This window comes from Candidatus Nitrosocosmicus sp. FF01 (assembly GCF_047711275.1).
Classification (GTDB): domain Archaea; phylum Thermoproteota; class Nitrososphaeria; order Nitrososphaerales; family Nitrososphaeraceae; genus Nitrosocosmicus.
This window is the reverse complement of the sequence record NZ_JBLNIG010000006.1, coordinates 1-25,268: the sequence shown is the minus strand read 5'-3', so window position 1 is coordinate 25,268 and position 25,268 is coordinate 1. Positions and strand designations below refer to the sequence as shown.

The window sequence follows — 25,268 nt, the reverse complement described above, 5'->3', positions numbered from 1 at the left end:
TACTCCAAAAAATTTTCATTTGATATGATTTCGAGGATACAACAAGGGTCCAATCAATTGACAGGTGCTTGACAATTAGTTTTTCTGACCATGTGGGAATATGCAATCAGATTTCCAACATAGAAATCCGATTAACACTCGAATTTACATAGAGGCAAGGGGTCATGGTCGGGCCTCATAAACGACAATTAGAGGAGTCTGAGTGGTCCTCCTAAATATCGAAAACCCTGCTTCATAAGCAAGATCCTTTATCTTTTTTCACCTGCTTGAGCACCCAATGCTGGACCGTTATCCGCTAAAGAATTAGGTACACAAACAATTGAGGATACAGCATAGGATATTTTACCCATCAGATTTAGATTATCCTCTAGTTTATCATTAGCAAGGGGCTCAACTATCATGCATGTTCCATCACTTTTCAATGATTGTTTCGCAAACTTGAGGGCTCCAAGTGGATCACCCATGTCATGAAGACAATCAAAAAACGTAATCAGATCATAATCGTTTCCTATAGATTCATTGGTAGCGGATACTACTATAAAATTTGTATTGTTTTGTATATTCTCTTTTAGGGCATTCTCCTGGGCAGCCTCAATTGATGGCGTATGGTTATCATAACCATAAAACTGTGAGTTTGGAAACGATTTTGCCATAATTGTGGTAGAAATACCATAACCGCATCCAATGTCGGCAACCTTTGCTCCTTTCATTAATTTGTCTGCTAGTCCTTCCATAGAAGGTATCCATGATTGGACTAAATTTGTTAGATATCCAGGTTTAAAGAATCGTGCAGTACCTTCAAATAGATCATGATGATGTTCGCCCCACTTAAGGCCCTTACCAGTTTTAAAGATTTCTGCGAATTTGTCTTCATCCTTAAATAACGATCTTACTAATTGATAACCTCCCCATAGTAAATACGGGGCTATCTTCGTCTGCTAAAACCATTGCGTTTTCAGGTGCCAATGTAAACTTTTTACTTGTCGCATCATAGGAAATATAATCTGCCGCGGCTTGGCTTGCGAGCCATTCTCGAATGTAGCGTTCTGAGGTATCAGTCTTCTGAGCTAATTCTTCGGATGTTAATGATCCATACTGCTGCAAGGCTTTATACAAACCCAATCTATCTCCCAGCATAACCATCAATGCGCATATGCTACTACCCATATCCCCAATAGATTTCATGACAAAATTCTCTAGTTTTTTATTATCTATAGAAGTTGATTCAGTATTAGCACTCATAGAATTTTCAACAATAACAATTATTTAAGCAAATTGAAAATTGGATCATTTTGGAAAAGATGAAGGAGAGGTATGTAAAATTCAGCTTTGAGAGTGTCCAAATTCTAGATCAATTTTAATCCTTAAACTAAAAATAGAAATTATCTAAATAGGTATAATCGTATATATTTTTTATACTAATATTTTTATGCAACAATTATCACATATGAATGATTTCTGTGTCAAAGACAGCAGCATCAACCTCACCGTCATCTACTACTCTTATAGATAGGTATGTATCTAAAATTGTAATTCCTAGTATATCTACAATTGCACAGGAAAAAGATGTGTTGAGATGTACGTCAGAATGCTGTTCTAACAGAGTGATTTGTAGATGCGGAGTATGTTTGGAGCACTTATGCTATGATCATGCTTACTTGCACAGGCATTCCATGACAGATTTGGAAATTATAAAATAGTGAATTCATGTTTGTGATTTTGGCATACTTTCTTTGAATCTAGTCGCTTGTTGCTACTTTTAGTATCTTATGTCTCTAAAAGACGACCCTTTCATCATGAAACTCTAGAAAGGACAAAAAAAATAATAATATTAGATTTGGGGAACATATGGGGAACATATGGATCAATTTTTACCAGGAATTGACAGTAGTATCCACTTTGACTGAGCAAATTTCAATGGGGCATAGGCTATAGTCATATTTTTTCCATCAATACCTTCTATGATAGATCCCAGTTCTCCATTATTGGCATTTTCAAAACTTTGAAGGTGCTTAAATGATTCTAATCCAGTTGCATTAGATTGAGAATCAGATATTTTAGTGCCATTACCATCTAAGATTAGGAGTCTTGTTTCATTTTTACCATCAGACTCTGATTTTAGCAATTCATCAAATTGTTTCAAATCCAATCCCAGTGCTAACACCCCTATCAAAGTTTTGTTTGTTTCCTTTCCTGAAAAAACCGGGCTAGCTACAACGACGAGTGGCTGACCAGTTGAGGCGGATATGATAACGTTACTTAAATAGGGGCTTTTTGAATCTATTGCTCCATTTATATGATCGCGATAACCATAGTTAGATTTAGAACTATCCGCCTGAGAGGAAAGGAATGGTTTACTAAAATAAGTATCTTCATTTGGAAGTCTATAGTTATATTTGATAAAGGTAATGCTCTGAAGGAATTTGTTAAATTCATAGATTGATAAGCAAGATTCATAATCCGTGTGATTTCCCGTTCTACCGATTGTAGACTGCAGATAATCCGAGATTTTCGAGCAGTTTTGTATCTGAAGAACTTGACTGTTGTGACGGTATAACACTAGGATCATGCGGTATATCGCCTTGAGATAAGGGTTCAATTGCTTGTGAGAAGGTTTCTTTAACAGATGTCGATCCAACCGAGACTGTAAATGAGCCAAGGAAGAGTACTAATACAGAGAACAAAATTAATTTCGATTGATATTCTTCAATCATTGCTTTGATTCATGAACTGTTCTTTATAAAATTTTATCTGCATTGTATGAAGTTAATGGCATAAATTATCATCTTTCTTTTTTTTGTGATTGAATAAGATCTCGTGTCGAGGTCAAATTTCTTAATTATGTTCTATTTAATCCAGATCTATATGAAAAGAATAGATCATTTTCAAAAACAATATTTGATTTAACTTCCTATATGTATAACTTGATCAAAGAAAATACACGATGTGAATTTTTTGCAGAGTCCGCCTGCAATTGCGGATATTGTTGTATTGATGGATGAGACAAAGCAAAATACTAAAAATTTCTAGCACCACAAATTAGTTAGGCAGGTATACATCATTTTCTTTTTTGGAAACACATTATCTATCAATCCAAGACTTTTTTTTATTCGTTATTTATTTCAAATATTTCTTATATATGGATGTCATGATATATCATTTTCGACCACCATTTTTTCCTTTTTGAGACATCATATTATCCTAAGGTTACGCTTTTCGCATTACTAATAATTTCAAATTAGCCTCTCCCCTAAATTGATAACTAGGGATGAGGTCAAAGAAGGTTACAGAAGGAACTGAGCAAACTGACAGTTGAATACCTTCTTTTTCTTCTCAACAGAATCCATGAGGAGGATTTATGAGTCCCATAATGATCCCAGGAGGTATATTTTTCAAAGAATGGTTTTTATGCATGACTTTGTGTGCTGGAAGAATCCATTTCACATCATCACCTGAGTAATATGAAGCAATAGATTATTTACAATTTTTTAATGTTTTTGGTTGAGAAACAATATCATAAAATTAAAATGTGGATAATGTGATAGAATATTATTTTGCGGTTTACAATTTAGAATTAAAATGAATTGAGTAACGTTTTGTAGTATCAAAGTGATAATTCTCGTACAGAGGTTTACATGCTAACAAAATTCCCAAGAAAACTGACCGAACGAAGAATATGAATCACAGAACATAATTGAAATATTAAAAAAAGTAAGTGGGAACAATTAAAGATTTCAAGTAGGTATCAGTGAATCTTGATATACAACCTTTTGGTATAAGTTGGAGTGAATGGCATTAATGAATTGAAATGTTGTCCAGTAATTCCATATTTTAGGGCGGATGGTAAAATAGTCAGATAGTTTGTCGATATGTATAAATCACAAATTATAATCTGAGCTTCATCAGACAAGACATAATTTCGTCAATTAAGTCAAATCCGAATGAAACAGCACAGGTAGCTCCCATTTTACCTCATAGATCTGATGGCATGATTTATTCTGGCGTGTTGACCTTTTCAGCAACCAGTCCTGTGGAAATAGGTTTCCTAAATAGAATAGATATGGATTAATCTACCCTTTCACACATAATAAATCAATTCGGATAATCATCACCCCATTGGATACATCTTGCATCCTCTTCCATCCATAATTTAACAAAACCAATTCTTAAAATTATTGGAGGAATTCAACCTGAATATGGACCGTCGACTCATTATTATTCTGCATCCATTCCTTTTGTATCTGGAGGAGTTGGATTATGGTCACCTGTAGGAGAGCCTTTTGTTGTTTCATACCAATTGTCAGCAAAACTGGTTCAGCCCGAGATAGTAAGTAATATAGTTTTAAACAATACTGAATAGATTGTTACAATCATCTTTATTTTTATTTTGAAAAATCAAGCAAGCCCAATACAGTAAATTTGAATGTCTGCTGGAATATAATGAGTTAAATTTCTATGCTATTTATTTTGGGTCTAATATTAAAGTTATCCAGAAGGTTGCTAATTCGGTTGGTTCAGTCTTTGATACCACAAAATAATTTAGTTTATTGATAAATGATATTATTTGCAAATCAAAAAAGGAAAAAGGTGTTGATAGATTAGATTGGTACGGATTGACCTACTCTATCTTAATTTCCTTGCCTGCAGGTTTGTTTACTTTCTTGTGGTCGAAAGTTATTTCCAGGACACCATTGTTGTAGACGGACCTAGCGGTTTCTATATCGGCTTGTTCTGGCAGATCGATTGTCTTGTGATACTTCCTTGAAGCATCCTTTGCTGTTGTTACCTCAACTTTAGAATCGTATGCTTTTATCTTAATATCAGTTTTTTTGATACCAGGCATTTCTAGTATTACTTTAACCTCTTTATCAGTACTTGTGACATCAACTAATGGCTCTCTTTCCGCAGAAATTGGCGAAGGTTTCTCTAGTTGGGATCCTACACTTTGTATGTTACTGATGTTTTTAAGAGACTTTACATTTCCAAATTCTCTAACTTGAGGTTTTCCGTCGGGTCCAATGGTCATGGAATACCCATAAACTATCGGCCCTACTTCCCTGACCTTACCACCATCCTTCGTTTCGTATTCTCTAACAAGTTCTTTGGGTGCGTTGTTTGACACATTGTTAAATACATCAAACATTCTGTTCATTTCGTCATGGATGGAATCTAATTCATTATCGAAAATATCGCTTGTATTCAACCTATTGAATAACCCTCTTCCTCGTCTTCCAAAAGGCAAATCGAAGAATCGGTTAAACCAGTCATTTGGGATTATATCCTTATTGCTCATAAGTAATATATGTAATACACATTACAATATATAAATTTTTCTTACAATGTGTAATATTTATTGTTTAAGATATAGTGTTACGTAAATCCACGAGTAAATTAGTCCTCCTCTCCTCTAATTGTAGCCCAACAGATATTTTAAAAATCTGGTGAGAATTAGTTAGGCTGTGTTTTTGACACGCATGTAGTATAGTTTAATTTAAGCAGAACTATGTCAGCATTTCATACGGAAACTGTACAACTGGCCATGGTTCAATGGATGATATACAAAACGAATTTGACCATATTTTTCAATTCTAGGTTTAGAGGAGCGGTGGCAAAGATATCCTCTAGAATCACTAATTTTCCACAGATGAGTATTATGTTATTTTGTTTTATTATTTTTACGTGAATTACACATTCTTAGATGATGAATTTCAAAAATGGAGACATAAACCAGATAGTAAAAAAAATTAGAGAGAAGTCTAACCGCTTCTAGAAGATAGCCATTCAAACATATCCCTAAGGACGTACTCCTCCATTGGTCCACTCTGACTAACCCATTCACTTGAAATCGAGAGTGAATGTCCAAGATTCGGATATGTAATTATGAGATGATCTGGATGATCAACCTCCGTGAGTCTTTGTTGCAATAACAATCCTTGTTCAAGAGGAGTAGCGCTGTCATTTTCTCCTTGAAGTATTAAGACGCCAATATCTGAAGATACGTTTCCTATAATGCTCAAAGTGCTTTGAAAGTTAGGATGCGATCTCATCCATTTGGGACATCCTTCATATCCACCATTCCATTCAAAGTATCCATAATGAACGTCACGACAATGGATAGATAAAGCAAAATCGGTAGGAGTAGTAACATTTTGGAATGCTTCTACTAGTGCTTGTTCCAAGATATTTCCTATATCAATAGTGTCATGTGTCATATTACTGGATATAGAACCCACTTGACCGGTCAATGACTTGTTAAGTTGGATTTCAGGATCAAATGGAAAATCAAGTAGGTGAGTAACATTGCCGCCCACTAAATCTTGTAATAATGGATCGTCTGATACTTCTTTAATTGTAAGAGAGTCGTTATCACCTTTTTTTAATACACTTTTAACGTAATCCAAGGGATTTTTGACTATCTGGAAATACAAGAGTTCCTTAAGGCTATCTGCAACTGCTCCCATCAAAACTATATTCCTAACTTTATCCGGATTATCGACTGCAATTCTAGGTGTAATCATTGTTCCTTCACTATGCCCAATTAGTGTTACCTTTTCAGTGGAGTTGACTTGAGGTTGTTGCAAAAGTACAGATAGGGCCTTTGAAGCATCCTGCTTTAGTAGATCAAATGTAGCGTTTCCCCATACATCATAGTCTATCGTAAAGTTTGATGTAATTCCTCTCTTATCGTACTTGAGAACTGCAAATCCTCTTTCAGAAAGATATTGAGATATTTGAAAGAATGTCTGCTTGGCAGGATAAGTTTTCTCGCCTGTCTTATTATCAATGAGTATTAATCCGCCAGTCTCATTCATATCGTTTGCACCTGACCCTTGTATAAGCAGGACACCTGGAAATGGTCCTTTACCAATTGCTGGATATGATAATTGAGATTTAGTAGTTAACCCATCGCCCAAATCTATTTCCAGATCCTTGTGTTTTACAAGATGCAGATCTGATTGAGCAAATGCTTCGGAGTGCAGGGATAAATTAAATGATGAGGATAATATACAATAACTAACGAAGACCCCAATTATCCAACCTAAAAATAGAGCCGCCGATTTTGATCTAATTATCAACAATTACAATAAGAATAAATATTATGATATATAGTGATTATGGTCCCAGAAACAACATCCAAAAAAAATATCAATTTTCTGCTAGCATCAATCGGTCTTTGTACCAATTCGAAAAAGATAAACCTATAGTATTATATTTCCATCTGAAAATCCAGTTAAAACCTAGCGCCAATTCTAATCATTTTCATCTTAACGTGTAGGGCCTCACCAAAATAAATAATAATTATTAAAAAAAACATGCAACTCAAAAATCAATGAGATCATACTTGTTACTTAGAATGAGAATCCAACCAAGAATATAAATCTGCCAAAACCTGGGGATAAATAGGTCCTAATCCATTCTGCCATTTCGATGAAGAATAGAAAAAGTGTCCAAGGTTGGGGTAGGTTATCAAGGTGTGGTCAGGATGATTTACTTTATCGAGTTGTTGATGCAATAACAGACCCTGTTCAATAGGAGTTGCACTATCGTTTTCTCCTTGAAGGATAAGAATAGGTATAGATCTAGAAACATTCCCAATTGTACTTAAATTCGGTATTAAATCAGTTTCTGATTTAATCCAGATTGGACACCCAATTATTTTGGAGCACTTTGACAAATCGAACGCTATTTTATCTTCATATTCCTTTATCAGTAAAGGCTTGAGCTGTGTCTCAATATTGAGATACCCAGTTTCATTATTTTGATTTCCTGAATCGCTTTCTACATTATCTTCCGCTGCTGCTTTGATGGCATTGGTAACATTATCAGTATCCAGGAGAGACAGGTTTACCACTACATCGTCCAGTAGGGGGTCTGATGCAATTCGATCAATTGGGATATAACCTGTATGGTTTGTATCTAAAACTTGCTTTGCGTAATCATAACGTAAATCTACAACTTGATAATAAAGTATATCTTTAATCAAGTTTTGAGCTACTGCACCCATCAATACGATACTCTTCACTTTTGTGGGATTATCAATTGCAATTCGTGGTACAATTATTGTGCCTTCACTATGCCCAACTATGCTAATACTTTTGGGCTCGATATCAGGCTGCTCACTCAAAACAATCAAGGCTTTTTCTGCGTCATTTATGAGATCTGTTACCGTCATGTTGCCCCAAACATTAGAATCCTCAACAGTCAAGTTAGGACCGACGCCTCTTTTGTCATACCGAAGCACTTCAAAACCCCTTTCTGAAAGGTAATTTGCAATCTCCCAAAATGGCTTTACATTCTCATTGAGAGTTGAATTCATATCGGTTGCACCAGAACCGGGTACAAGAAGTACGCCCGGAAATGGTCCTTTACCCATTGCTGGGTAGGTTATCTGAGCGTTAGTAGAAACACCATTGCCAATATCTATTGTCAAATTTCTATACTTGACAATTTGAATTTCAGGTTGTGCAAAGGCTTTGGAAAATGACAACGAGGTCGGATCAAATGACATTGGTAAATAAACTAACATGTTAATAGATATTAGTAATGCCATACCTATTGTGATGGCAAATATTGAATTGACAAAAGATCTAAACAATAGTTATAGCAAAATACTTCTAGTATATAAAATTCCTCGATACTTTTCACGTCTCTTCTATTACAAGAATTACAAAGATGAAAGGAGAGGCTAAATCCGGCAAGACCGAATCAAATCGTGTCATATGACCAAAATGGGGAAATATTTTTGATCAAAATAGTTAAGAAATATGTCATATTTATAATATAGTAGCATCTTACTTGTATGAACAAAGTAAACTTGTTAGCATTTGTGGGAGTTGTTGTAGCAGCATTTCTGAATATTGAGGTGTTGGATTGGGTTGAGGGTCAACCATCAATGGAAAATTCCTCTAATTTAACTAATCCTAATAACCCGACCCTAAAGTTAGATGCACTGTACAATAAGACAAGCGAGCTGGATAATAATTCCACCGAAACTGACAAGAATCTGCCATCGCCCATGTAGACTTAGGGTTAGTTAACAATACCATAACTTTCATTACATAAAAAAACACTATGGTTATTTGAGCAGAATACGTATCCCGTTGGGATCTTGGATTATATGATGTATTTTGAGATTTGATTGTGTGCTGCTCATAAACCATTATGCATATTTAGAATGAAGCGATAATTTTGTGACAAATCGAAAAAAGGTCAAAACTCTGTTATATGGAGCGATAGGAGGAATCATTGCAAGCATAACCATGTATCCATTTCTTTTTCTTACTACAAGTATGATGGGGCTTCCACTAGATGACTTATCTATAGCCAGGGGTATGGCAATAAGCAATATCAAAGACAATTATTATCTCAATCTGACGCTGGGTATTTTCATGCATTTGTTTACTGGAGCCATAGCGGGTGTAATATTCGCCATCATAGTGTCTACTATAAAGAAATTTGTGATCACAGATTTAAAAAGAGGAATTACGGAAGGTCTAATTTACTCGGTAATCATTTTCATAGTTTTGTTTGTTCCTACTACTGTGGGTATGGTCATACCAAATCTGTTTGATATAATGAACCAATCCAATCCTATTCAAAGTAGTTCGGAGGATCGCCAAACTATTGAACAAAATCTAATACCAATATATGGCTTTGGATTTATTGCACATATAGTATTTGGATCAGTATTAGGAATTGTAACATCATTGTTAGTTATCAGAAACCGTATGGTTCAGCTTAAATAAATTTTTTATACAGGGTATATGACAATAGTTACTAAATATAGTACCTTAGTTCCCATACAACGCAATAAAAATAGTATTAGCGAGGATTGGAATAAATCTTAGATTAATAAAATTATAGATTTTTAAAAATTACATCTATGGAATTATTTTATATTTTCAAGTTCCTTAGAACATACTTCACAGACAGTCTCATCTTCTTTGGAAGTAAATAGTATGCCGCATGAAGCACATTTTATTTTATGTTTCTCATACATATATTACTAATATGCAAAACAAAATATTAAAACAACCATGATCAGTCTGTCTGTTAGAATTTACATAAATCCAAGAGGACCCGGTGAGAATATTCTAAATATTAACCTGTAGTTGATTACTGATCCTCAGGATCAAGGGTTGTAATGTCGGTGGTCAGGATTGGATTGGATGTACTATGTTATATGAGATAAAGTATCATTAAATGATAGATGATGATTCGCAAGGATAAGTGATGAATGCAGACACCATGTTACAATAACATATTTCTGTGAGCCGTTATTACACATCCTGATTGTGGCACATGTTTATTCACCAATCATTTGTACTATGATTTTGCGTTCCCTCGGTCTTGTATCTAGCTCTATTAACACTATCTGTTGCCATGTGCCAAGTGTTAAATGACCTTCTATTAATGGAATTGCCAAGCTAGGGCCAATCAAAGATGCTCTAACGTGGGAGTGTCCATTTCCATCATGCCACGTATTATCATGAGCGTATTCAATCTCTCTAGGCGCCAGTCTTGAGAGCATTTCTGGAAAGTCCTTTCGTAATCCTGACTCGTATTCTATTGTTGTGATTGCTGCAGTGGAGCCGACAACAAATACTATAATGGCCCCGTTTTCCATCTTACTTTCTTTGACAACTTCTGATACTTTATCTGTAATGTCAAGAATATCATTTTCTGATCTTGATTTGATCTGAATTTTCTTTGTAATCACAGTCATACTTTGTTCGGATATTTTGTGTAATTTCATAAATTTTAAAATTTTTCTATTAACCGAGTTCTGTGATAAGCGATACAAATTTGACTCATATAGGTACTAAAGCATACCAATTTGCCTAATTCCGTCAAAACCATTCAATCAGATTCGATTAAAAAACCGCAACAAGGAGCTGTTTTTGCCATGAGGGCAATGCGGTCATAGTAATGATATTATGCTATAGATATTTTTGTTATTACAAATAGTAATTTATCTATACCATATCATCCTCAGTAATATATTAATAGTTTTTTATTGTGATATTAAAATTACATCGAATTATAGATAAAAATATTGCAAATTTCATTTACATGGATTTGGCCTAGATCACCGCATAACCTGATATCGGGTTTATGTTCCATATATTATTTAATGGACTGCTGCCAATATTAGTAAATTCAGTATTAATCCAGAGTTGTTTTTCCAGGACAAATAGAATTGAAATCTCAATACTTTAATAAAAAATACTCATCTAGAAAACTGAAATCATCCAGGTTATTGATAAAGTGAATGGAAATACTAAACAGCATCTATCTTACTAGTTATTTGCCTATTGAAGAGAATTGTTTGTATGTCCTACTATCCTGTCCCCTTTGGCTACTAAGCAACAAATGCATTTTTCTCTTACACATGTGCTAGATTGTGTGTGTCCGCAGATAGCACATGTACAAATTACATCGTTTCGTCTATCAGTTATGTCATTTTTCTTTCGATTGATGTAAATCCAATAAATAACAAGGGAAATGCCTGTTAGTATTAAGATAAATGAAGGTACTATTACTCGTAAACTCAATAACAACACACTAAACCCTACAATTACGATTCCAACAATTAATGGCCAAACGACCATTTTGTTGCCTTTGTTACTCTTGTTCTTGTCACCTGTATCAATTGGATTAGAATTAACTTTGCTCAATTTGCTTCATCAACCGTAACAGCGGCAATGTCACTTTGATCTTGAGTTTTCTTTTTCTTCTTCCGAATACTTCTCACCTGTTCAAGAATTTCCAGTAATTTATCCTCAGAAATTTTAGAAATTTTTGAATCACATTCGATTCCTTCCGCATCTAATACTTGTTCTGTAGTTTCTATAATTTCGTTCTTATTCTGTTTTTCCTCTTCAGTAAGCAAACTCAAACTCAAAAATCTTATGTAGGCGAATTCACTCATAACATACTATGGTTGAACCTAATTTATAACACATACTACGAAATGTTGCGACAATTAGTTGATAACATTAAATTTTATATTCACTTCTTTATCGAATTATCCGTTGTTTCCTAAATGAATAAAGCCAACTTCTGACTAGGAAAAATATAGACAAAAATCATATTTTTGAACGCATTATCTTATGATAGAAGAGTTCAAAAAACATATCTTTAGCAAACAGTAGTATGGTAGTTTATTACTCAGATAGAGATCAATATATTACTAATCTATATAAATTATGATGACAAATAGAATAGTGAAGTATATTTATTTAATTTTTATTTCATTTTTTTTAGCATTTCTAACTCAATTAATAAATGCCAATGCAACAAGTAACAGATTTGATTATGCATTAAAAAATATGTCTACGGAAAATAGAAGATTCTTTGTTTAATGTTACCCAACCCTCACATTCCATAGGAGATGCGCTAACTACATCAAGTTTGATATCAAATAAAACTTTGGACCAAGAAAAGGTTGTTAATGGTACAATAAGGGAAACAAATCAACCTTCTGATGAAAGTACACAACATTTACCATCAATAAGAGATGCGCTAACTACATCAAGTTTGATATCAAATAAAACTTTGGACCAAGAAAAGTGATGAAAATTGAACAATTATCTAGTAAATCGAAATTCTAAGTAACGTAGAATACCAATTTATTTTAGTCAGAGTCCCTATCACTGAGATATGGTAAAATTTTCCCGTGATTTTGAACGTAGTTGCAAGAATGACTGGGGCGTACTATAGGGTAAAACACCCCAGAGTCAATGGCATTACCGATGCTGGAATTAAAATGGGTTCATACATCCCAACATTTAGCCTAATTCATGATAGTAAAAAAGTCTAGGCATTAACAATCTCGTTTATGTATGGATATATTGTATAGCGATCCGGTATACAAACCGTCACTTGTGATAAAAATATCAAAATGCAGAGAATCATTTGTGGCTTAAGACCCTTGACTACAGTAACGAGATCCACTCTGCATTGACTCTTGAGCTTATCATTGCATACGTGTAGGTTAACAGGTATACAACATGATCTTTACTGAAATCAAATAATTATTTTTTGTGGTACAAGTGCCAAAATACAGGATGTATTGACAAGCTAGATTTCTTGAATTACTTGTCGAGTCGTCCTGTAATACAATATTGTTGCTTCCTCTACGATTTTGGTAATGACTATAGAGACAGATAATTGAAATGTTAACGTGTCTGTAAATCCAGGGAAATGTATCTAAGACAAAGAATACAACAAAATGCGAAATGAATAGATAAACCGGCTGACAGTACTTGGAAAGTTAGTTGTTGGATTTTCTAACTAACAATCGTACAATCAATCCATTAATCTATCCATCTCGCATTGATTTCTGAATAAATTCATCGTACGCTGGTAGGCCTACATTATACTAAGAATAATTACTAAACAATATAGTTTGTGATACAAATATCAAAATATGGATTGGACGGATGTAAAATTGCTAATCACGATTCAATCAGGTCAGGCACTTTTGAGCATTATTGACCGATTCAATAAGTAGTTTCCGTAATACATTCACTAGGTTTTGTAACATGTTTGAAGTATTATGATATTGACCATTATTATCTCCCTTTTTCTTTTATGACCAATGCCTAATATTCACTTCATAATTTACAAATATTGATACTTTAAATAGCATCGTGCATTATTGAATTTGATCAGCAGGAATGAATTTAGCCAAATGGATAACCAATATTTTTAAAAAATTAAGAAAAGATAAGAAAGCCGATACAAAATCAAGCTTTTATGACACCAATAAGCCAATTGATCAATAAGAAATTTGTTATGATGTAGAGCGAATCAATTACTGGGATTACCTTTTGACTATGGTTGGTAAGTCGATCCGCCCCACATTGAATTTTGAGAGTCTCATTGTACACGTGTAGGTTGACAGGTGTACAACTTTATAATTACTATTATCAAGTAATTAATTTTTGTGGTACAGTTATCAAAATAAAGTACGTATCGGCTACATATAACATTGAGGAATTCGACTATTAGCCGATCCATTATAGAATACATTGCATAGTACTGAATCTATTGTACACAGTTTTTTGTAATACAACATTCATGGGATAAATATTATTTCTTTTGGTACAAGTATCTAATAACGCAAAGAAGGGTGGACCGACAAGATAATAATTTTTGATTTGAAAGCCGATCCCCCCCAGCCTCTGATACTCTTGTAGTATATTGTTTGACCTATCCGAATTGTGATAAATCTTAGAACGTCCTTACGATTATTGCTTGTGATACTACTGTCTAATAATCAGCACGGATTAAAAGAAAAGGAACTATTGAATTTATAGTTTATCCAAATCGAATCGTATGAATTCATGTTAGCTTATGACATGATAAATGGAGTTAGAGTCTCCAGTGATGATTATTGTCTTCAAATAGAGTCTTTCATGTGATTTTAAATGATGTTGATGAATAATATGACGAATAATTCAACCAATTATAAAGTCGGACTACGAATGCTGAAATATAAAAAAAATAAAGAATGAATGACCCTACGGTTAGTCGTTTGATTGAGCTAGGGCGTTATTACCAGTGTTAAATTGGCCTTGGAAATTAAAGTTATTACCAGAAAGGAATGAGCTGCCTCCAGAGATCACTTGGCTATTTTGTTTTGATTTTTGAGACTGACTAATTATTTGTTTTGCCTTGTTACTCTTTTTTGCTAAAGCGTCTTCTGAGATCGCAAGTGGAGCCAGAACCAATGCGAGTGCTAGAACAACTGCTGTTGATACTAGTAATGTTTTATTTGTATTCATACCTGTAAATTTAACTTTAACTTTTCAATATATATTAGATACTTCAAAATTATATGTTAATATTATTGAGTAGTATCGAACAGTAAAATTTTCCTTTTATTATTCTTTGTGATACAATTATCAAATTTAATGTAAGTCGTCTAAATTTTGAATTACGGAATAAGCGGGAGGAGGATCATCTCATGTAATGCAGTGATATATTGAAGAGTAGGATATCATGAAAGCAAATCCTGATCCCCAATTTTTTTATTTAGACGTCCTATTCGATTAAAATACAATGTTGATTGTGTTAGTAGAAAAATCAAACCAGAATGGAATTATTATCAATTGATGAAAAGAGATTAATTTACAAGGGTCTTGGATAAACAAATATTAATCAAATTACCAAGTCATATCATTGTCAATGCTTTAATATTTAATCTTTTACATTGACAGACGCTTATAGGTCGATCTATCGGATTTATCCTACTTTTATCTTAAGGTCCAAGTAGCATGTTTGATTTTGCTGTATTTGATTATAGATAAGGACTAAGAGATCTGCACCCCATGGACTTGTAACAAAAACTTTTCTCTCTGCATGGTACTTCAGAAACCCTTCGTTTATCAAGTGATATAGATATTTTCTTAAAATCCTCTCTGAAATAGCTTCAATGTCTTGAATACTATTATAAATGTCGTAAAAAGATCTCTCTTTAAGACACGTTATCAATATAGGTTCAACAATACATGTTCTTAGGTATACAGGAGAAGTTTCAGCACTTTCTAAACTTTTATCCATTTATTTAATGCACCTTCTTTCTTTGAAACAATTTGAGATGAATGCTTCGAATACATATGCACATGTTAATAGAAGAACTGTTCCAAACCATATCAAGCAGGGCAAAAGTAAAGTATTAATTCTCAAGGTCATGTTTTTGAATAAATCAAAATGCGAGGGATGTGAAGATAATTGGGAATTCTTGTTTCCACAGAATGACGAACTATTGTGTATCTTCTGGAATACAAGTAGGTAATCAAAGTGGTTATTTGGTTACATCCAGAGATCTAGACAGGGCTATTCTGTCTGTACAAGAATGAAGTACAACTTAAGATCGTTATCCAATTATTCTTTGTCAAATAATAATTCGCATAGGGGGACTGAAGAATTTGTACATTGACATAATTATTAAAATCGATATTTTCATGATGAAATTGTTCATACTTTAGACTTTTCGTCATGATCTTCAATACTCTTCAACATTTCTTGTTTAAAAGAAAATTGATACAAATGTCTAAATATTTTCGTTATTACTCTATGAGATAACTAAATTGATTTAGACATTTGTACTAATTTAATGACCTAAAATATGCATATATGTGGACAGGACACAAAATAAGGGATATACACAAGTCTCAAGTCAATGGTTTAGTAATCAATTATTCTTTATTTGGTGTTATTTCAAATACAATTGATTAGTAGAATGTCATTAAATTGGGTTAATACATGTACGTCGACTGATTCATAGAAATTTCAACCTATTGAAATTAAAAATATTACATTATACTCTCCTGGTTCGTTTAACTGACTTGTTTTTCCATTAAAATTTTTGACATCGTTTATTAAAGAAAATGGATCTTACGATCTTATTGATGCGGTTGATAAATGCGAGGACAGGGATCTAAGGACAACATTAATGAATCGAAAATACTCTATTATATAAGAGATAACCCCGGGTTACATCTACGCAGAATTAAGAATGATCTTGGTTTTTCTATGGGGACTATTCAATACTATCTTCGTAAATTAGAAAAAGAAGGAAAAATTACATCCTCTAGGAACGGTTTACACAAGCGTTTTTTTGTAACTGGAATTTTTGGAGAGAACGAAAAAGATATTTTAAAATATTTTAACCAAGATACACCCAGGAACATAATCTTGTATATAGTACAGCAAGGCCAGCCCACTCAAACAAACATAGCGCAGGAATTAAGGATAACTTCCCCTACTGTGAGTTGGAATCTAAATCGGTTGACTACAGCAAATATAATTACAGAAATTAAAGATGGAAGATATAAACGTTATACGTTGAATTCGGATATCGATCCTTTATTATTGACCAAGTTGCTAAAATCTTATTATCCAAGCCTATGGAATAAATGGAGTGACAAACTAGCAGAAATCTATTTATCTCTATCCTTTGATGCTGAAAATAAGGAAAGGAATTAAATGTTAGAAATTTTAACATTATCAACCTTAGTTTCTACATTATTATATTCAAATTTCATTATTATTCCGCTCCAACTGGAATTCATGGGCATTGTTGAAAATTTGGAGAGTTTGTTAATAGGGATTTTCTCAATTGTACTATTGTTACTATCTATCTCGACCTACCAGAAAACTGGCTTAAAGAATGTCCTATACGCAGCGACGGCATTCGCATTGTTTACATTCCAGGTCTTTTTGGAACTAATAATAGAGCGATACTATTCAGTCACATATCCGATGCAGGATTTGTTGAATACATCAATTACTCTGGCCATACTAGGTCTATTTTTCTTATCGGTTGTTAGAACTGCCAGATAATTAATAATGTATCATTCTTTTGAAAAATATCTTTTTAGAATATCAACCTTGAATAAAATAGATAAGAAAGGTATTTGAAACTACAATTAGAATGAATAAGCTTGATAATGATATGAAACATTTGAGTACAGAACCAGAGGAATACCTAATTTTTCATAATTGATAAAACAAAAAAATTCATAGTTCGTAATACCTTTTATTGGATCTGTTTATGTTACGGTCAAGTTCTATGTAGTTTAGATTAATTCTCTTTGGATAAGTAGTGAGAATTGAATTATAGTTTGAACTTGAACGGTTACGTGCTATTAATAGATATATAGCTCAAAATGTTTTTACTTATTATTGGCAACAATCTTTGTTACAGATATTAATCAGACAAATTTGCGAACTATTATCGTGATCTTGTGGAAGTCTTCATAGCAATTGAATCGCAACTCTACTCTAATAATTATATACCATTAACTTAATTTTAATATGCTAAAAATTATCTTACTAGTAGAACAGAACATTTTGCATTTGTCACCACACCCTGAGCCACACTCCCAACCAACATTCTATCGAGCTTTGAGTTGCCCGTGCTACCGACAACGATCAAGTCTATTTTTTCTTCCTCGGCACTTTTGATTATTTCTTTGACAACTGAAGAGGTAGTCTCTTTTACCAGTGTTTTGAATTGGATATCATAGTTTTTGGCCTGCTTCACAATATCATCTAACCAAATTTTCATCTGCTCAACATCATACTCACGTAGTCCCTCCCAGTCGTATTGGGGTAGGCGCCTTAAATAATACGGAATAAATGAAATATATATTGCGATAACTTCTGCTTTGTGTTTTTTTTTGCAATCTCTAGAGCCTTTCTTGCAGTTTTGATCGAAGCCTCCGATCCATCTATACAGACCATTATTTTAGAGATTTCTTCGTTCATAAGATGAGAATTTCTACAAATGATAATAAATTTATTTACTATTTTGATAATATCTTTATATTTACTTACTAGTCATGCGAGAATAATTCATCAGATCAAAACTTTACTCAATCGCACACAATACTATTAACAATCAACATCTCGCTCAAGTTTCGTTACTGGGAAGAGTCATGATTTTTATGTTGTCTTTTACTATGTCTATATTTTATTTGTTGTTGATGATGGTACAAGTTCTTTATCAAATATTCATGAGGTAATATTGAAGGAGTAGTAATCCTTTTACTATTTTTTATTTTTCTTTTTATGCGCTGCTGTTGCTACTCATCAAGTATATAGTTCGAAATCATTTTTTAAACGTTGTACAAAGATCGTTTAAATTTTCTTTGCTCTCTCTCTCTGTGTGTGTGCGTACGCGCTATATCATCGACATAACCCTACATCACATTCTAAACTGGTCTAATTAAACGAAATTTTAAAAAATCACTTGGCCATCTCGATCATAATTCTGCTTCAAACAAATGGCAAATCCTACATGACCACAATCATCAGTATTACAGGTCACGCACCACGGCATACCCTCCCTGTAACCAACAATAACATCCTTTGAGATACTTTTGTCAAATAAAATGACATATTTATTATCGAGATAGTCTTTGACTATTATTATAGTACTCCCAGAATTGGTATCCTTGTTTACTAGCCATCTCATAAATTCCATGGTACCAGTATCAAGGGTGTCCAATTCGGAATTAATATCAGACATTCGGGATATTCCCAATAATCATATATTACCCTCATTTTTAAAGGGTATGTAATTTACAACGACAAAATCGCATTGAAAGCTGTTACTAAACTACATTGTTTGCTTGGATGTAATGAAATTGTTATCTACCGTATCTATAGAAATTCTTGAGTTTATTGACAGATAAGCATCATTATTGTTGTTGCCGTCAAGCAAGTATTCATGTATTACACTGATTGGATGGGGATTCATCGTCTTGTTTGTCCGATTTAGTAGAGGTTGATGATGTTATCGTTGTGTCGTCAGGGTCGCAAGCAAATTTGATAATCATCTCTAATTTTAAAAGATATGGCGCGTTATGAATCTAATAACGATAGTTACTACACCCACACGAGAAAAACCGAACTAAAAGTTGCACCAACTACCTTTGCCTAGCCTTGATTACAACTAAGGATAATTCTCCCATTGAATCATGTAATGTACATCCCTACTATTGCTACCTGAAATGTGGTAGTTAGTTCATATTCAACCAAAATTTCTTTATTAACTATATTTTAATATGATGGAAATATATAATTCACCATGATAAATCGAAAAAATTTGGTATTCACCTTTGGGTTGGTCGCAATTTTTGTTGGACTTTTCTCCAGCATGAATTCAAATTCGCCCATTTTAGCCCAACAAAATTCAACAAGCTCGACTTCATCATAGGTCAGCATAGAAGACATTGAACAAGTAAAGGCATCATTGGACCAAGCAATTACCGAATTACAAAATAATAATCTTACTGGTGTTTTGAACTACATCGACACATCGGATAATTTATTAGGTGATGTAGAAGATCAGCTTGAGCGAGATTTAGGACAGGATGATGATTAAAGGTAAATAGACAAGTCCTCTTTTTTATTTCTAATAGCTACATACGTTCTCTTTAAGAACTACATAAATTTAGTATAATCTGAAAAGCGTTCTTTTATTTTTAAAATTCTATTTAAAATAATTGAGGAAAATTGGAACGTATAGATCGTCCTGGTAGGTAGATGGGTAGAGTTTGATTGTCTTACTTGGCTTTACAGGTTTCAATACATCTGCCGAATAGGTAATCCTATTTTCCATAAGAATTTTTCAAAAATATAAAGCTGTTCTCAGCTGCGGAGATGTATCGAAATTTGTTTTATCAAATGGTATGTCATGATTATCTTGCAGATTCTGTCGGTTTAGGTTTATCAGATGAAAGTAATTTTTAGAGCATTTGAAAGCTTGCTTGCTTGCTTGCTTATATAATTCTAAACGTATTATCCAAATCCAAAAATTAATTAGTCATTACATCAATCGTTTAAATAGTAACGTTAATTTCACCTTGATTTGTAGTCCTGATGATCCATTGATCACTCTGAGCAGTCATCTTCTATGGGTTGAAACTTGTAGATGGAGATTTTTATTGCGTGAACTGTCTATTGTAGGCGACAGAGCAGCTCAAGTCTATGTGGTGATCTGACATAGTTTCATTTTTATCATTATCCCCATGAATTATTATTTATAACCATCAATTATTGTTTTCACTTGTTGAATCTTTGTTGTCCTTATCTTTATCTTGGTCAGAAACTTGAGATGTTGTGCTACTCTCACCTGGATCTGATTTAAAACTGATTCTTTTTCCAAGTTTAAGCATATACGGGGTTATGAATGTGGTTAATATCGTTACTACTCCCAATATAGGAAAGACGGAATTTGAAACAGCACCCGTATCTTGTCCTACCTTGGCCACTACTAAGGACAACTCTCCTCTAGCAGCAGACATCCCTATCCCCGTTCTGAGGGCAGTAGTTTTTCCATATTTGGCTAAGGATAGTACACCACTTACTATTGCAAGCTTTGAGGATAAAGAAACAGCAATGAGAATTAAGGCAGGGACTATAAAGGCTGGAATAAGTGATATATCCATTAGCGCCCCGATGGAAATAAAAAACAAAGCAGCAAACATATCTCTTAATGGAGTAGTAATTACCCTAGCAACTGACGCGCTTCTTGCCTCAGCGATAAGAACTCCGGCAAAGAACGCACCTGTTGCAACAGACAATCCGACGGATTTGGCTAGAAATGATAAAAAGAAAGCTACGCCTAGAATGGATATCAAAACCAATGCATAGTCGTTTACTTTGCTTATTCTGTCGACTAATTTTGGGACAAGTCTAGAACCAATGAATAATGTACCGCCTATGAAGGCACCTACAATCAAAATTGAGGGTATGAGATTAACAAATGAGGCATTACCCTCCTGTGTTACTACGGACTGAAGTATTCCCAATATTGCAATTGCGAGAGTATCTTCAACTATAGATATACCAAGCAACAATGTTGTTGATTGGTTTTTTATCATATTCAGTTCTTCAAGTACCTTTAGTGTAACTGCTGTGCTAGTGATAGAAAGTGCAAGTGCAATAAATAGTGAATCAAAGTAAGAAAACCCAAGAAATTGGGCAACAACAAATGTAATCAAAAGTGTTCCCATGGATTCTGCTACTGCTACTATTGCAGAAATACGGCCTACTTGTCTCAATCTATTTATTGGAAAATCAATTCCAATTACAAATAACAGCATTATTATTCCTAGTTCTGCAAAGGCATTTAGAGTGTCTAAATTATGAATCAATGAGAATGGGGGTGTGTATGGTCCAATAACCATACCTGCGATAATATATCCAATTACCGCAGATTGCTTTAACTTAAAAGAAATGAGCAGCATCACTGTGGCAACTATCATAATAACTGCAAAATCCTGTACAAGCAAGTCTAATGGAGAATTCGTCTGATTAGCTCCTGGCTGTGCAGAAGTGTTAATAATATTATTATTATCTGATGCCGATATCCCAAATACTAGTAATGATGAATTTTCAGTTTCTGGATAAAAATTAATGAGAAATACACCAAAAATTACAACTAATAATAAAATTCGTATATTTCCCACCAAATATACTTTTTATCGCAATAATTAAAGTTTTTCATAAGCAGGCGAAGAGTCCTGATGTTAATATTATTTCAAGCTCTTCAGATCAGTAGCATCAAGAATTCAGCTTTAATTCCCAAAAATATCAATATTGTTTGCGTAAAGTCAGAGGATGATGTCCTTTTGTAGCGAAGTGTCTTCTAGTAGACGAATAAAAGCAAACCATAAAGGACGATATTGCCTACTACCGGGGTCAAAAGCATAAACGGAAATCCTATTTTTATCCACCTAGTAAAGGATATGTAATGTCCAAACTTTTGGCTTAGTCCCGCAGCTACTACCCCTGCGCTAAATCCAATTAAAGATCCATTGCCACCCAAATCTGCTCCTAATGGAAAACCCCACCACAATGGACTAAACTGATAGCCACTATCTGGACCAAAAGCAGCAGCAATTGTCGGATCTGTATGTAAAGTATGAACTAATGGTATCATTGTCGTTGTAAAGGGAATGTTATCAATAAATGCACCTGCGATAGCTGATAACCATGTTATCATAAAAAATGTTAGCCAAGGATCACCTCCGGTTATATTAATAGCCATATTTGCAAGTATGGTTATTAGTCCCGCATGTTCTGCTACTCCTACAATAACAAATAGGCCAATCAACTTCATGCAAAATTTTTCTAAAGAAACTCTGCTTATTATTAATAATACTGCTGCTCCACCTATGGCTACTATTGATACTTCCAAATGTGTTATGGTTTGTAAGGAAAACAGGATAACTACACCCACTATAACGATTAAGGACTTTAAAAGCAATCCCTTATGGTGTACTACTATCATATTTTCATCCCTATCCATCAACTCTTGGATATCTTTTTGTTGTCCTAATTTTTGGGCACTTTTTAGGTCATTTCTGAAAAATAGTTTAATTAACAATAAAATAAATACAAAAACCACAGCAATTGTTGGTCCCAAATATATCAGAAAAGAATTAAAATCTATACCCGCAGCAGATCCGATCAAGATATTTGGAGGATCGCCTATTAAGGTTGCTGATCCTCCAACATTTGAAGCTAAAACTTGAGCCATTATGAATGGAAAAGGTTGTAGTCCTAAAGTTCGTACTATAGAGAGAGTTACTGGAATCATTAAAAATATAGTTGTAACATTGTCAACAAACATTGAGGCAACAGCAGTAAAGGTACATAATAATACCATCAGTATCCAGACATTGCCTTTACTTATTTTTCCCAATTTTATCCCAACTTGATGAAATACCCCCCTTTTCACCAAGTATGGTAACTAGAATCATCATACCAAATAAAAGACCTATCGTGTTAAAGTCCACGAATTCTACGACAAAATGTAGGCTATCTTCAGCATAAATTGATCCCAGAATAATGGCCAGTATTATTGCTAGAATTGCTCCAAACATTACAATAACTGTCCGATGGAGTATATCAAGTCCAAGTATGACATAGACAGCCAACATGATTACAGTGATACCTGCAATTATGGGAGTAACACTCTTTTCAATTACAAGAGGAGGAACAGTAAAAAGAATAACAACGTAAATTGCAATCAATAATATACCAATAGTGTATTTTTTATGGAAATCGTTAATCTATTTGAATATATTGCTAGCTTTTTTAAATTGAACTTATTTTTGTTTATAATGTTAAATCCAAATCTCCCCTTGATTTATTATTATTCCACAACTCTTGCAAGTCTGATTAATTTCGCTGGTTTGATATAGATAGTAGTAAAGCTGCTTTTACAGGATCAGAAATGAGAGGTAAGTGTCGTACCAGATGACCATGCTTATTGAAGAAGAAACTGTAATACCCCTCATTTCTAGCAATACATCAACCATTGTCTTAGTTTGTTTGTTAGTTATTATCGTACTTTAGATAATATTAAACGATTTTCTCTGAATTGCACAAGAGAATATCACAGAATAATATCTTGAACTAATCATCTATTACTATTTGTACCTGTTTGCACTAGATTTCACTATAGACTTAACAATATGTTACAAAAAAAAGGATAGAAAATAAAGACAGGATTATTTAGTTCCATGGATTACCAGAATTAGCTTCACCATGGCCCATCATGCCCATTTCAGGTCCTCCCATCATGCCACCATGGCCCATCATGCCCATTTCAGGTCCTCCCATCATGCCACCTTTACCACCATGGGCTAGCTTCATCAAATGCATAAATGATGTCTTTTCATCCTTCAATACATTGCCGTTACCCGGATCGACTAAAACCTTGTGTGGTGTTCCACTGGAGTCAAGTATGATCACCGTATAAACTATGTAATGTTTGTCGGGGTGTAAGAATGCAGTGATTGTAGTAGCATTTTCACCTACTGCTCCTTGAGCAGTCGTAATAGCGTCACTAATATCCACTGTAATCAGGGATTTGAATGCATTAATTATCGGCTGAAAAATAGACACAGAGCTGGTCGAGTTGTTTTCTTTTTCTTTAGTCTCCTGGGATCGCATGGACATATCATGATTCATTGACATGCCCATTGAATTACTGGATGTCTGTAAATCCGTTGCGTTGCCTGGAGTTTGTGCGTATATACCCGATACAGGAGCGAAAACAAGTAGTGAACCTAGCAGTATAGCAAAAGATACTGCGAACAATGAATTTTTACGATTCATTAGATCAGAATATAAATAAAACTATTTAATGATCGACAAAATTATCCAAAACTAGAATATTAAATTGACCATAGATCAGATGCTACTTTAAAAACTCTTCGCGGCAGTCTAATACCTAGATATTTTGGCAAAAGATCATGTAAATACATCAAAAGTCATCGTTTTCTATAACTACTATTTCGGTCGTTAATTATTAATCTATTTTATTAACAACAAAAGTAAAGAAAATAATGATACTTAGACGATTGGATATCTACCTAACTATTTGAGGGGGGACGAAATATTATGTTACAACCTTTTTTCATTTCATTAACAATATCGATACCATATTCTAATCCAAGGCGTTTAGAATAATCATTGTATTGACACACTGTTTCATTGTATTTTTGTATATCACGTTGTATCCCATTCATTTGGGTGTCAGTTCGAGTAACAGGAAATTTTTTAAGATCCCAATTACAGTTTACAGTGTCCAAGCCATAACAATTCATCAATTTTTTTTGATACATTATCGAATCCAATAATTCCTTTATTTGGTCATATTCGAATTTGTTCTCTAGAGTTATGATGATTGATCGCTTGCATCTTGCATCCTGAAAGACCAATCTTTACTGTTG

Annotated in this window: 25 protein-coding genes; 7 read left to right on the top strand and 18 right to left on the bottom strand. The window is 33.8% G+C overall.

The genetic code is table 11. The annotated features are described in order from the left end of the window. Positions 1-248: 248 nt before the first annotated feature. Positions 249-734, bottom strand: coding sequence for a class I SAM-dependent methyltransferase (locus ACMT7R_RS14530; protein ID WP_415312682.1), 486 nt, complete (start codon positions 732-734; stop codon positions 249-251). 142 nt (positions 735-876) lie between these two features. Next, on the bottom strand, positions 877-1,242 hold the full coding sequence (locus ACMT7R_RS14525) for a hypothetical protein (protein WP_415312681.1): 366 nt from the start codon (positions 1,240-1,242) through the stop codon (positions 877-879). Between the two features lie 209 nt (positions 1,243-1,451). On the opposite strand from ACMT7R_RS14525, the gene ACMT7R_RS14520 reads away from it, so the two are divergent. After that, complete coding sequence (locus ACMT7R_RS14520) at positions 1,452-1,700, top strand: hypothetical protein (RefSeq protein ID WP_415312680.1); 249 nt, start codon at positions 1,452-1,454, stop codon at positions 1,698-1,700. A gap of 164 nt (positions 1,701-1,864) precedes the next feature. On the opposite strand, the gene ACMT7R_RS14515 is transcribed toward ACMT7R_RS14520, so the two are convergent. From ACMT7R_RS14515 to ACMT7R_RS14500, 4 genes are all read right to left on the bottom strand, one after another. Further along, positions 1,865-2,569 carry a cache domain-containing protein gene (locus ACMT7R_RS14515; protein WP_415312679.1) on the bottom strand — a complete coding sequence of 235 codons (705 nt, stop codon included), beginning with the start codon at positions 2,567-2,569 and terminating at the stop codon, positions 1,865-1,867. 2,049 nt (positions 2,570-4,618) lie between these two features. After that, the gene (hsp20, locus tag ACMT7R_RS14510; protein ID WP_415312677.1) at positions 4,619-5,293 is read right to left on the bottom strand and encodes an archaeal heat shock protein Hsp20; all 675 of its coding nucleotides are present in this window, start codon (positions 5,291-5,293) and stop codon (positions 4,619-4,621) included. A 463-nt stretch (positions 5,294-5,756) separates the two neighbouring features. Then, the gene (locus tag ACMT7R_RS14505) at positions 5,757-7,079 is read right to left on the bottom strand and encodes an alpha/beta hydrolase (RefSeq protein ID WP_415312676.1); all 1,323 of its coding nucleotides are present in this window, start codon (positions 7,077-7,079) and stop codon (positions 5,757-5,759) included. A gap of 266 nt (positions 7,080-7,345) precedes the next feature. Then, positions 7,346-8,596, bottom strand: coding sequence for an alpha/beta hydrolase family protein (locus tag ACMT7R_RS14500; protein WP_415312675.1), 1,251 nt, complete (start codon positions 8,594-8,596; stop codon positions 7,346-7,348). Between the two features lie 204 nt (positions 8,597-8,800). On the opposite strand from ACMT7R_RS14500, the gene ACMT7R_RS14495 reads away from it, so the two are divergent. Continuing rightward, the gene (locus tag ACMT7R_RS14495) at positions 8,801-9,022 is read left to right on the top strand and encodes a hypothetical protein (protein ID WP_415312674.1); all 222 of its coding nucleotides are present in this window, start codon (positions 8,801-8,803) and stop codon (positions 9,020-9,022) included. A 169-nt stretch (positions 9,023-9,191) separates the two neighbouring features. Continuing rightward, positions 9,192-9,746, top strand: coding sequence for a DUF6789 family protein (locus ACMT7R_RS14490; protein ID WP_415312673.1), 555 nt, complete (start codon positions 9,192-9,194; stop codon positions 9,744-9,746). A 560-nt stretch (positions 9,747-10,306) separates the two neighbouring features. Here the strand turns inward: ACMT7R_RS14490 and ACMT7R_RS14485 are convergent. The 3 genes from ACMT7R_RS14485 to ACMT7R_RS14475 all read right to left on the bottom strand — a co-directional run bounded on the left by ACMT7R_RS14485 (position 10,307) and on the right by ACMT7R_RS14475 (position 11,932). Then, the gene (locus ACMT7R_RS14485) at positions 10,307-10,726 is read right to left on the bottom strand and encodes a secondary thiamine-phosphate synthase enzyme YjbQ (RefSeq protein WP_415312671.1); all 420 of its coding nucleotides are present in this window, start codon (positions 10,724-10,726) and stop codon (positions 10,307-10,309) included. Positions 10,727-11,312: 586 nt separating this feature from the next. Continuing rightward, positions 11,313-11,678 (bottom strand): hypothetical protein, encoded by a 366-nt coding sequence (locus ACMT7R_RS14480; protein ID WP_415312669.1) that lies wholly within the window; start codon positions 11,676-11,678, stop codon positions 11,313-11,315. Next, entirely contained in the window at positions 11,675-11,932 is a 258-nt protein-coding gene (locus tag ACMT7R_RS14475; protein ID WP_415312668.1) for a hypothetical protein, read from the bottom strand. The genes ACMT7R_RS14480 and ACMT7R_RS14475 overlap by 4 nt, the downstream gene beginning before the upstream one ends. A gap of 425 nt (positions 11,933-12,357) precedes the next feature. Here ACMT7R_RS14475 and ACMT7R_RS14470 point away from each other — a divergent pair, with 425 nt between their 5' ends. Further along, on the top strand, positions 12,358-12,576 hold the full coding sequence (locus tag ACMT7R_RS14470; protein WP_415312667.1) for a hypothetical protein: 219 nt from the start codon (positions 12,358-12,360) through the stop codon (positions 12,574-12,576). Positions 12,577-14,534: 1,958 nt separating this feature from the next. Here ACMT7R_RS14470 and ACMT7R_RS14465 read toward each other — a convergent pair. Then, the gene (locus tag ACMT7R_RS14465; protein WP_415312665.1) at positions 14,535-14,792 is read right to left on the bottom strand and encodes a hypothetical protein; all 258 of its coding nucleotides are present in this window, start codon (positions 14,790-14,792) and stop codon (positions 14,535-14,537) included. Between the two features lie 460 nt (positions 14,793-15,252). After that, entirely contained in the window at positions 15,253-15,570 is a 318-nt protein-coding gene (locus tag ACMT7R_RS14460) for a hypothetical protein (RefSeq protein ID WP_415312664.1), read from the bottom strand. 864 nt (positions 15,571-16,434) lie between these two features. On the opposite strand from ACMT7R_RS14460, the gene ACMT7R_RS14455 reads away from it, so the two are divergent. Together ACMT7R_RS14455 and ACMT7R_RS14450 are read left to right on the top strand one after the other, a co-directional pair. Continuing rightward, positions 16,435-16,998, top strand: a complete 564-nt coding sequence (locus ACMT7R_RS14455; protein ID WP_415312663.1) for a winged helix-turn-helix transcriptional regulator — start codon at positions 16,435-16,437, stop codon at positions 16,996-16,998. Next, complete coding sequence (locus tag ACMT7R_RS14450) at positions 16,999-17,355, top strand: hypothetical protein (protein ID WP_415312662.1); 357 nt, start codon at positions 16,999-17,001, stop codon at positions 17,353-17,355. 484 nt (positions 17,356-17,839) lie between these two features. On the opposite strand, the gene ACMT7R_RS14445 is transcribed toward ACMT7R_RS14450, so the two are convergent. Next, positions 17,840-18,241 carry a universal stress protein gene (locus tag ACMT7R_RS14445; RefSeq protein ID WP_415312711.1) on the bottom strand — a complete coding sequence of 134 codons (402 nt, stop codon included), beginning with the start codon at positions 18,239-18,241 and terminating at the stop codon, positions 17,840-17,842. 513 nt (positions 18,242-18,754) lie between these two features. Continuing rightward, entirely contained in the window at positions 18,755-19,045 is a 291-nt protein-coding gene (locus tag ACMT7R_RS14440; protein ID WP_415312661.1) for a hypothetical protein, read from the bottom strand. Positions 19,046-19,771: 726 nt separating this feature from the next. On the opposite strand from ACMT7R_RS14440, the gene ACMT7R_RS14435 reads away from it, so the two are divergent. Continuing rightward, positions 19,772-19,903, top strand: coding sequence for a hypothetical protein (locus tag ACMT7R_RS14435; protein ID WP_415312506.1), 132 nt, complete (start codon positions 19,772-19,774; stop codon positions 19,901-19,903). A 667-nt stretch (positions 19,904-20,570) separates the two neighbouring features. On the opposite strand, the gene ACMT7R_RS14430 is transcribed toward ACMT7R_RS14435, so the two are convergent. The 5 genes from ACMT7R_RS14430 to ACMT7R_RS14410 form a co-directional block, all read right to left on the bottom strand. After that, on the bottom strand, positions 20,571-21,992 hold the full coding sequence (locus ACMT7R_RS14430; RefSeq protein ID WP_415312659.1) for a cation:proton antiporter: 1,422 nt from the start codon (positions 21,990-21,992) through the stop codon (positions 20,571-20,573). A gap of 179 nt (positions 21,993-22,171) precedes the next feature. Further along, on the bottom strand, positions 22,172-23,230 hold the full coding sequence (locus ACMT7R_RS14425; protein ID WP_415312501.1) for an SLC13 family permease: 1,059 nt from the start codon (positions 23,228-23,230) through the stop codon (positions 22,172-22,174). Further along, complete coding sequence (locus ACMT7R_RS14420; protein WP_415312500.1) at positions 23,214-23,561, bottom strand: hypothetical protein; 348 nt, start codon at positions 23,559-23,561, stop codon at positions 23,214-23,216. The genes ACMT7R_RS14425 and ACMT7R_RS14420 overlap by 17 nt, the downstream gene beginning before the upstream one ends. Before the next feature lie 484 nt (positions 23,562-24,045). Beyond that, positions 24,046-24,651: a PepSY domain-containing protein gene (locus ACMT7R_RS14415; RefSeq protein ID WP_415312658.1), complete on the bottom strand. Its 606-nt coding sequence runs from the start codon at positions 24,649-24,651 to the stop codon at positions 24,046-24,048. Positions 24,652-24,908: 257 nt separating this feature from the next. After that, a complete protein-coding gene (locus ACMT7R_RS14410; RefSeq protein WP_415312657.1) occupies positions 24,909-25,256 on the bottom strand; it encodes a hypothetical protein in 348 nt (115 codons plus the stop codon). Between the last annotated feature and the right edge of the window lie 12 nt (positions 25,257-25,268).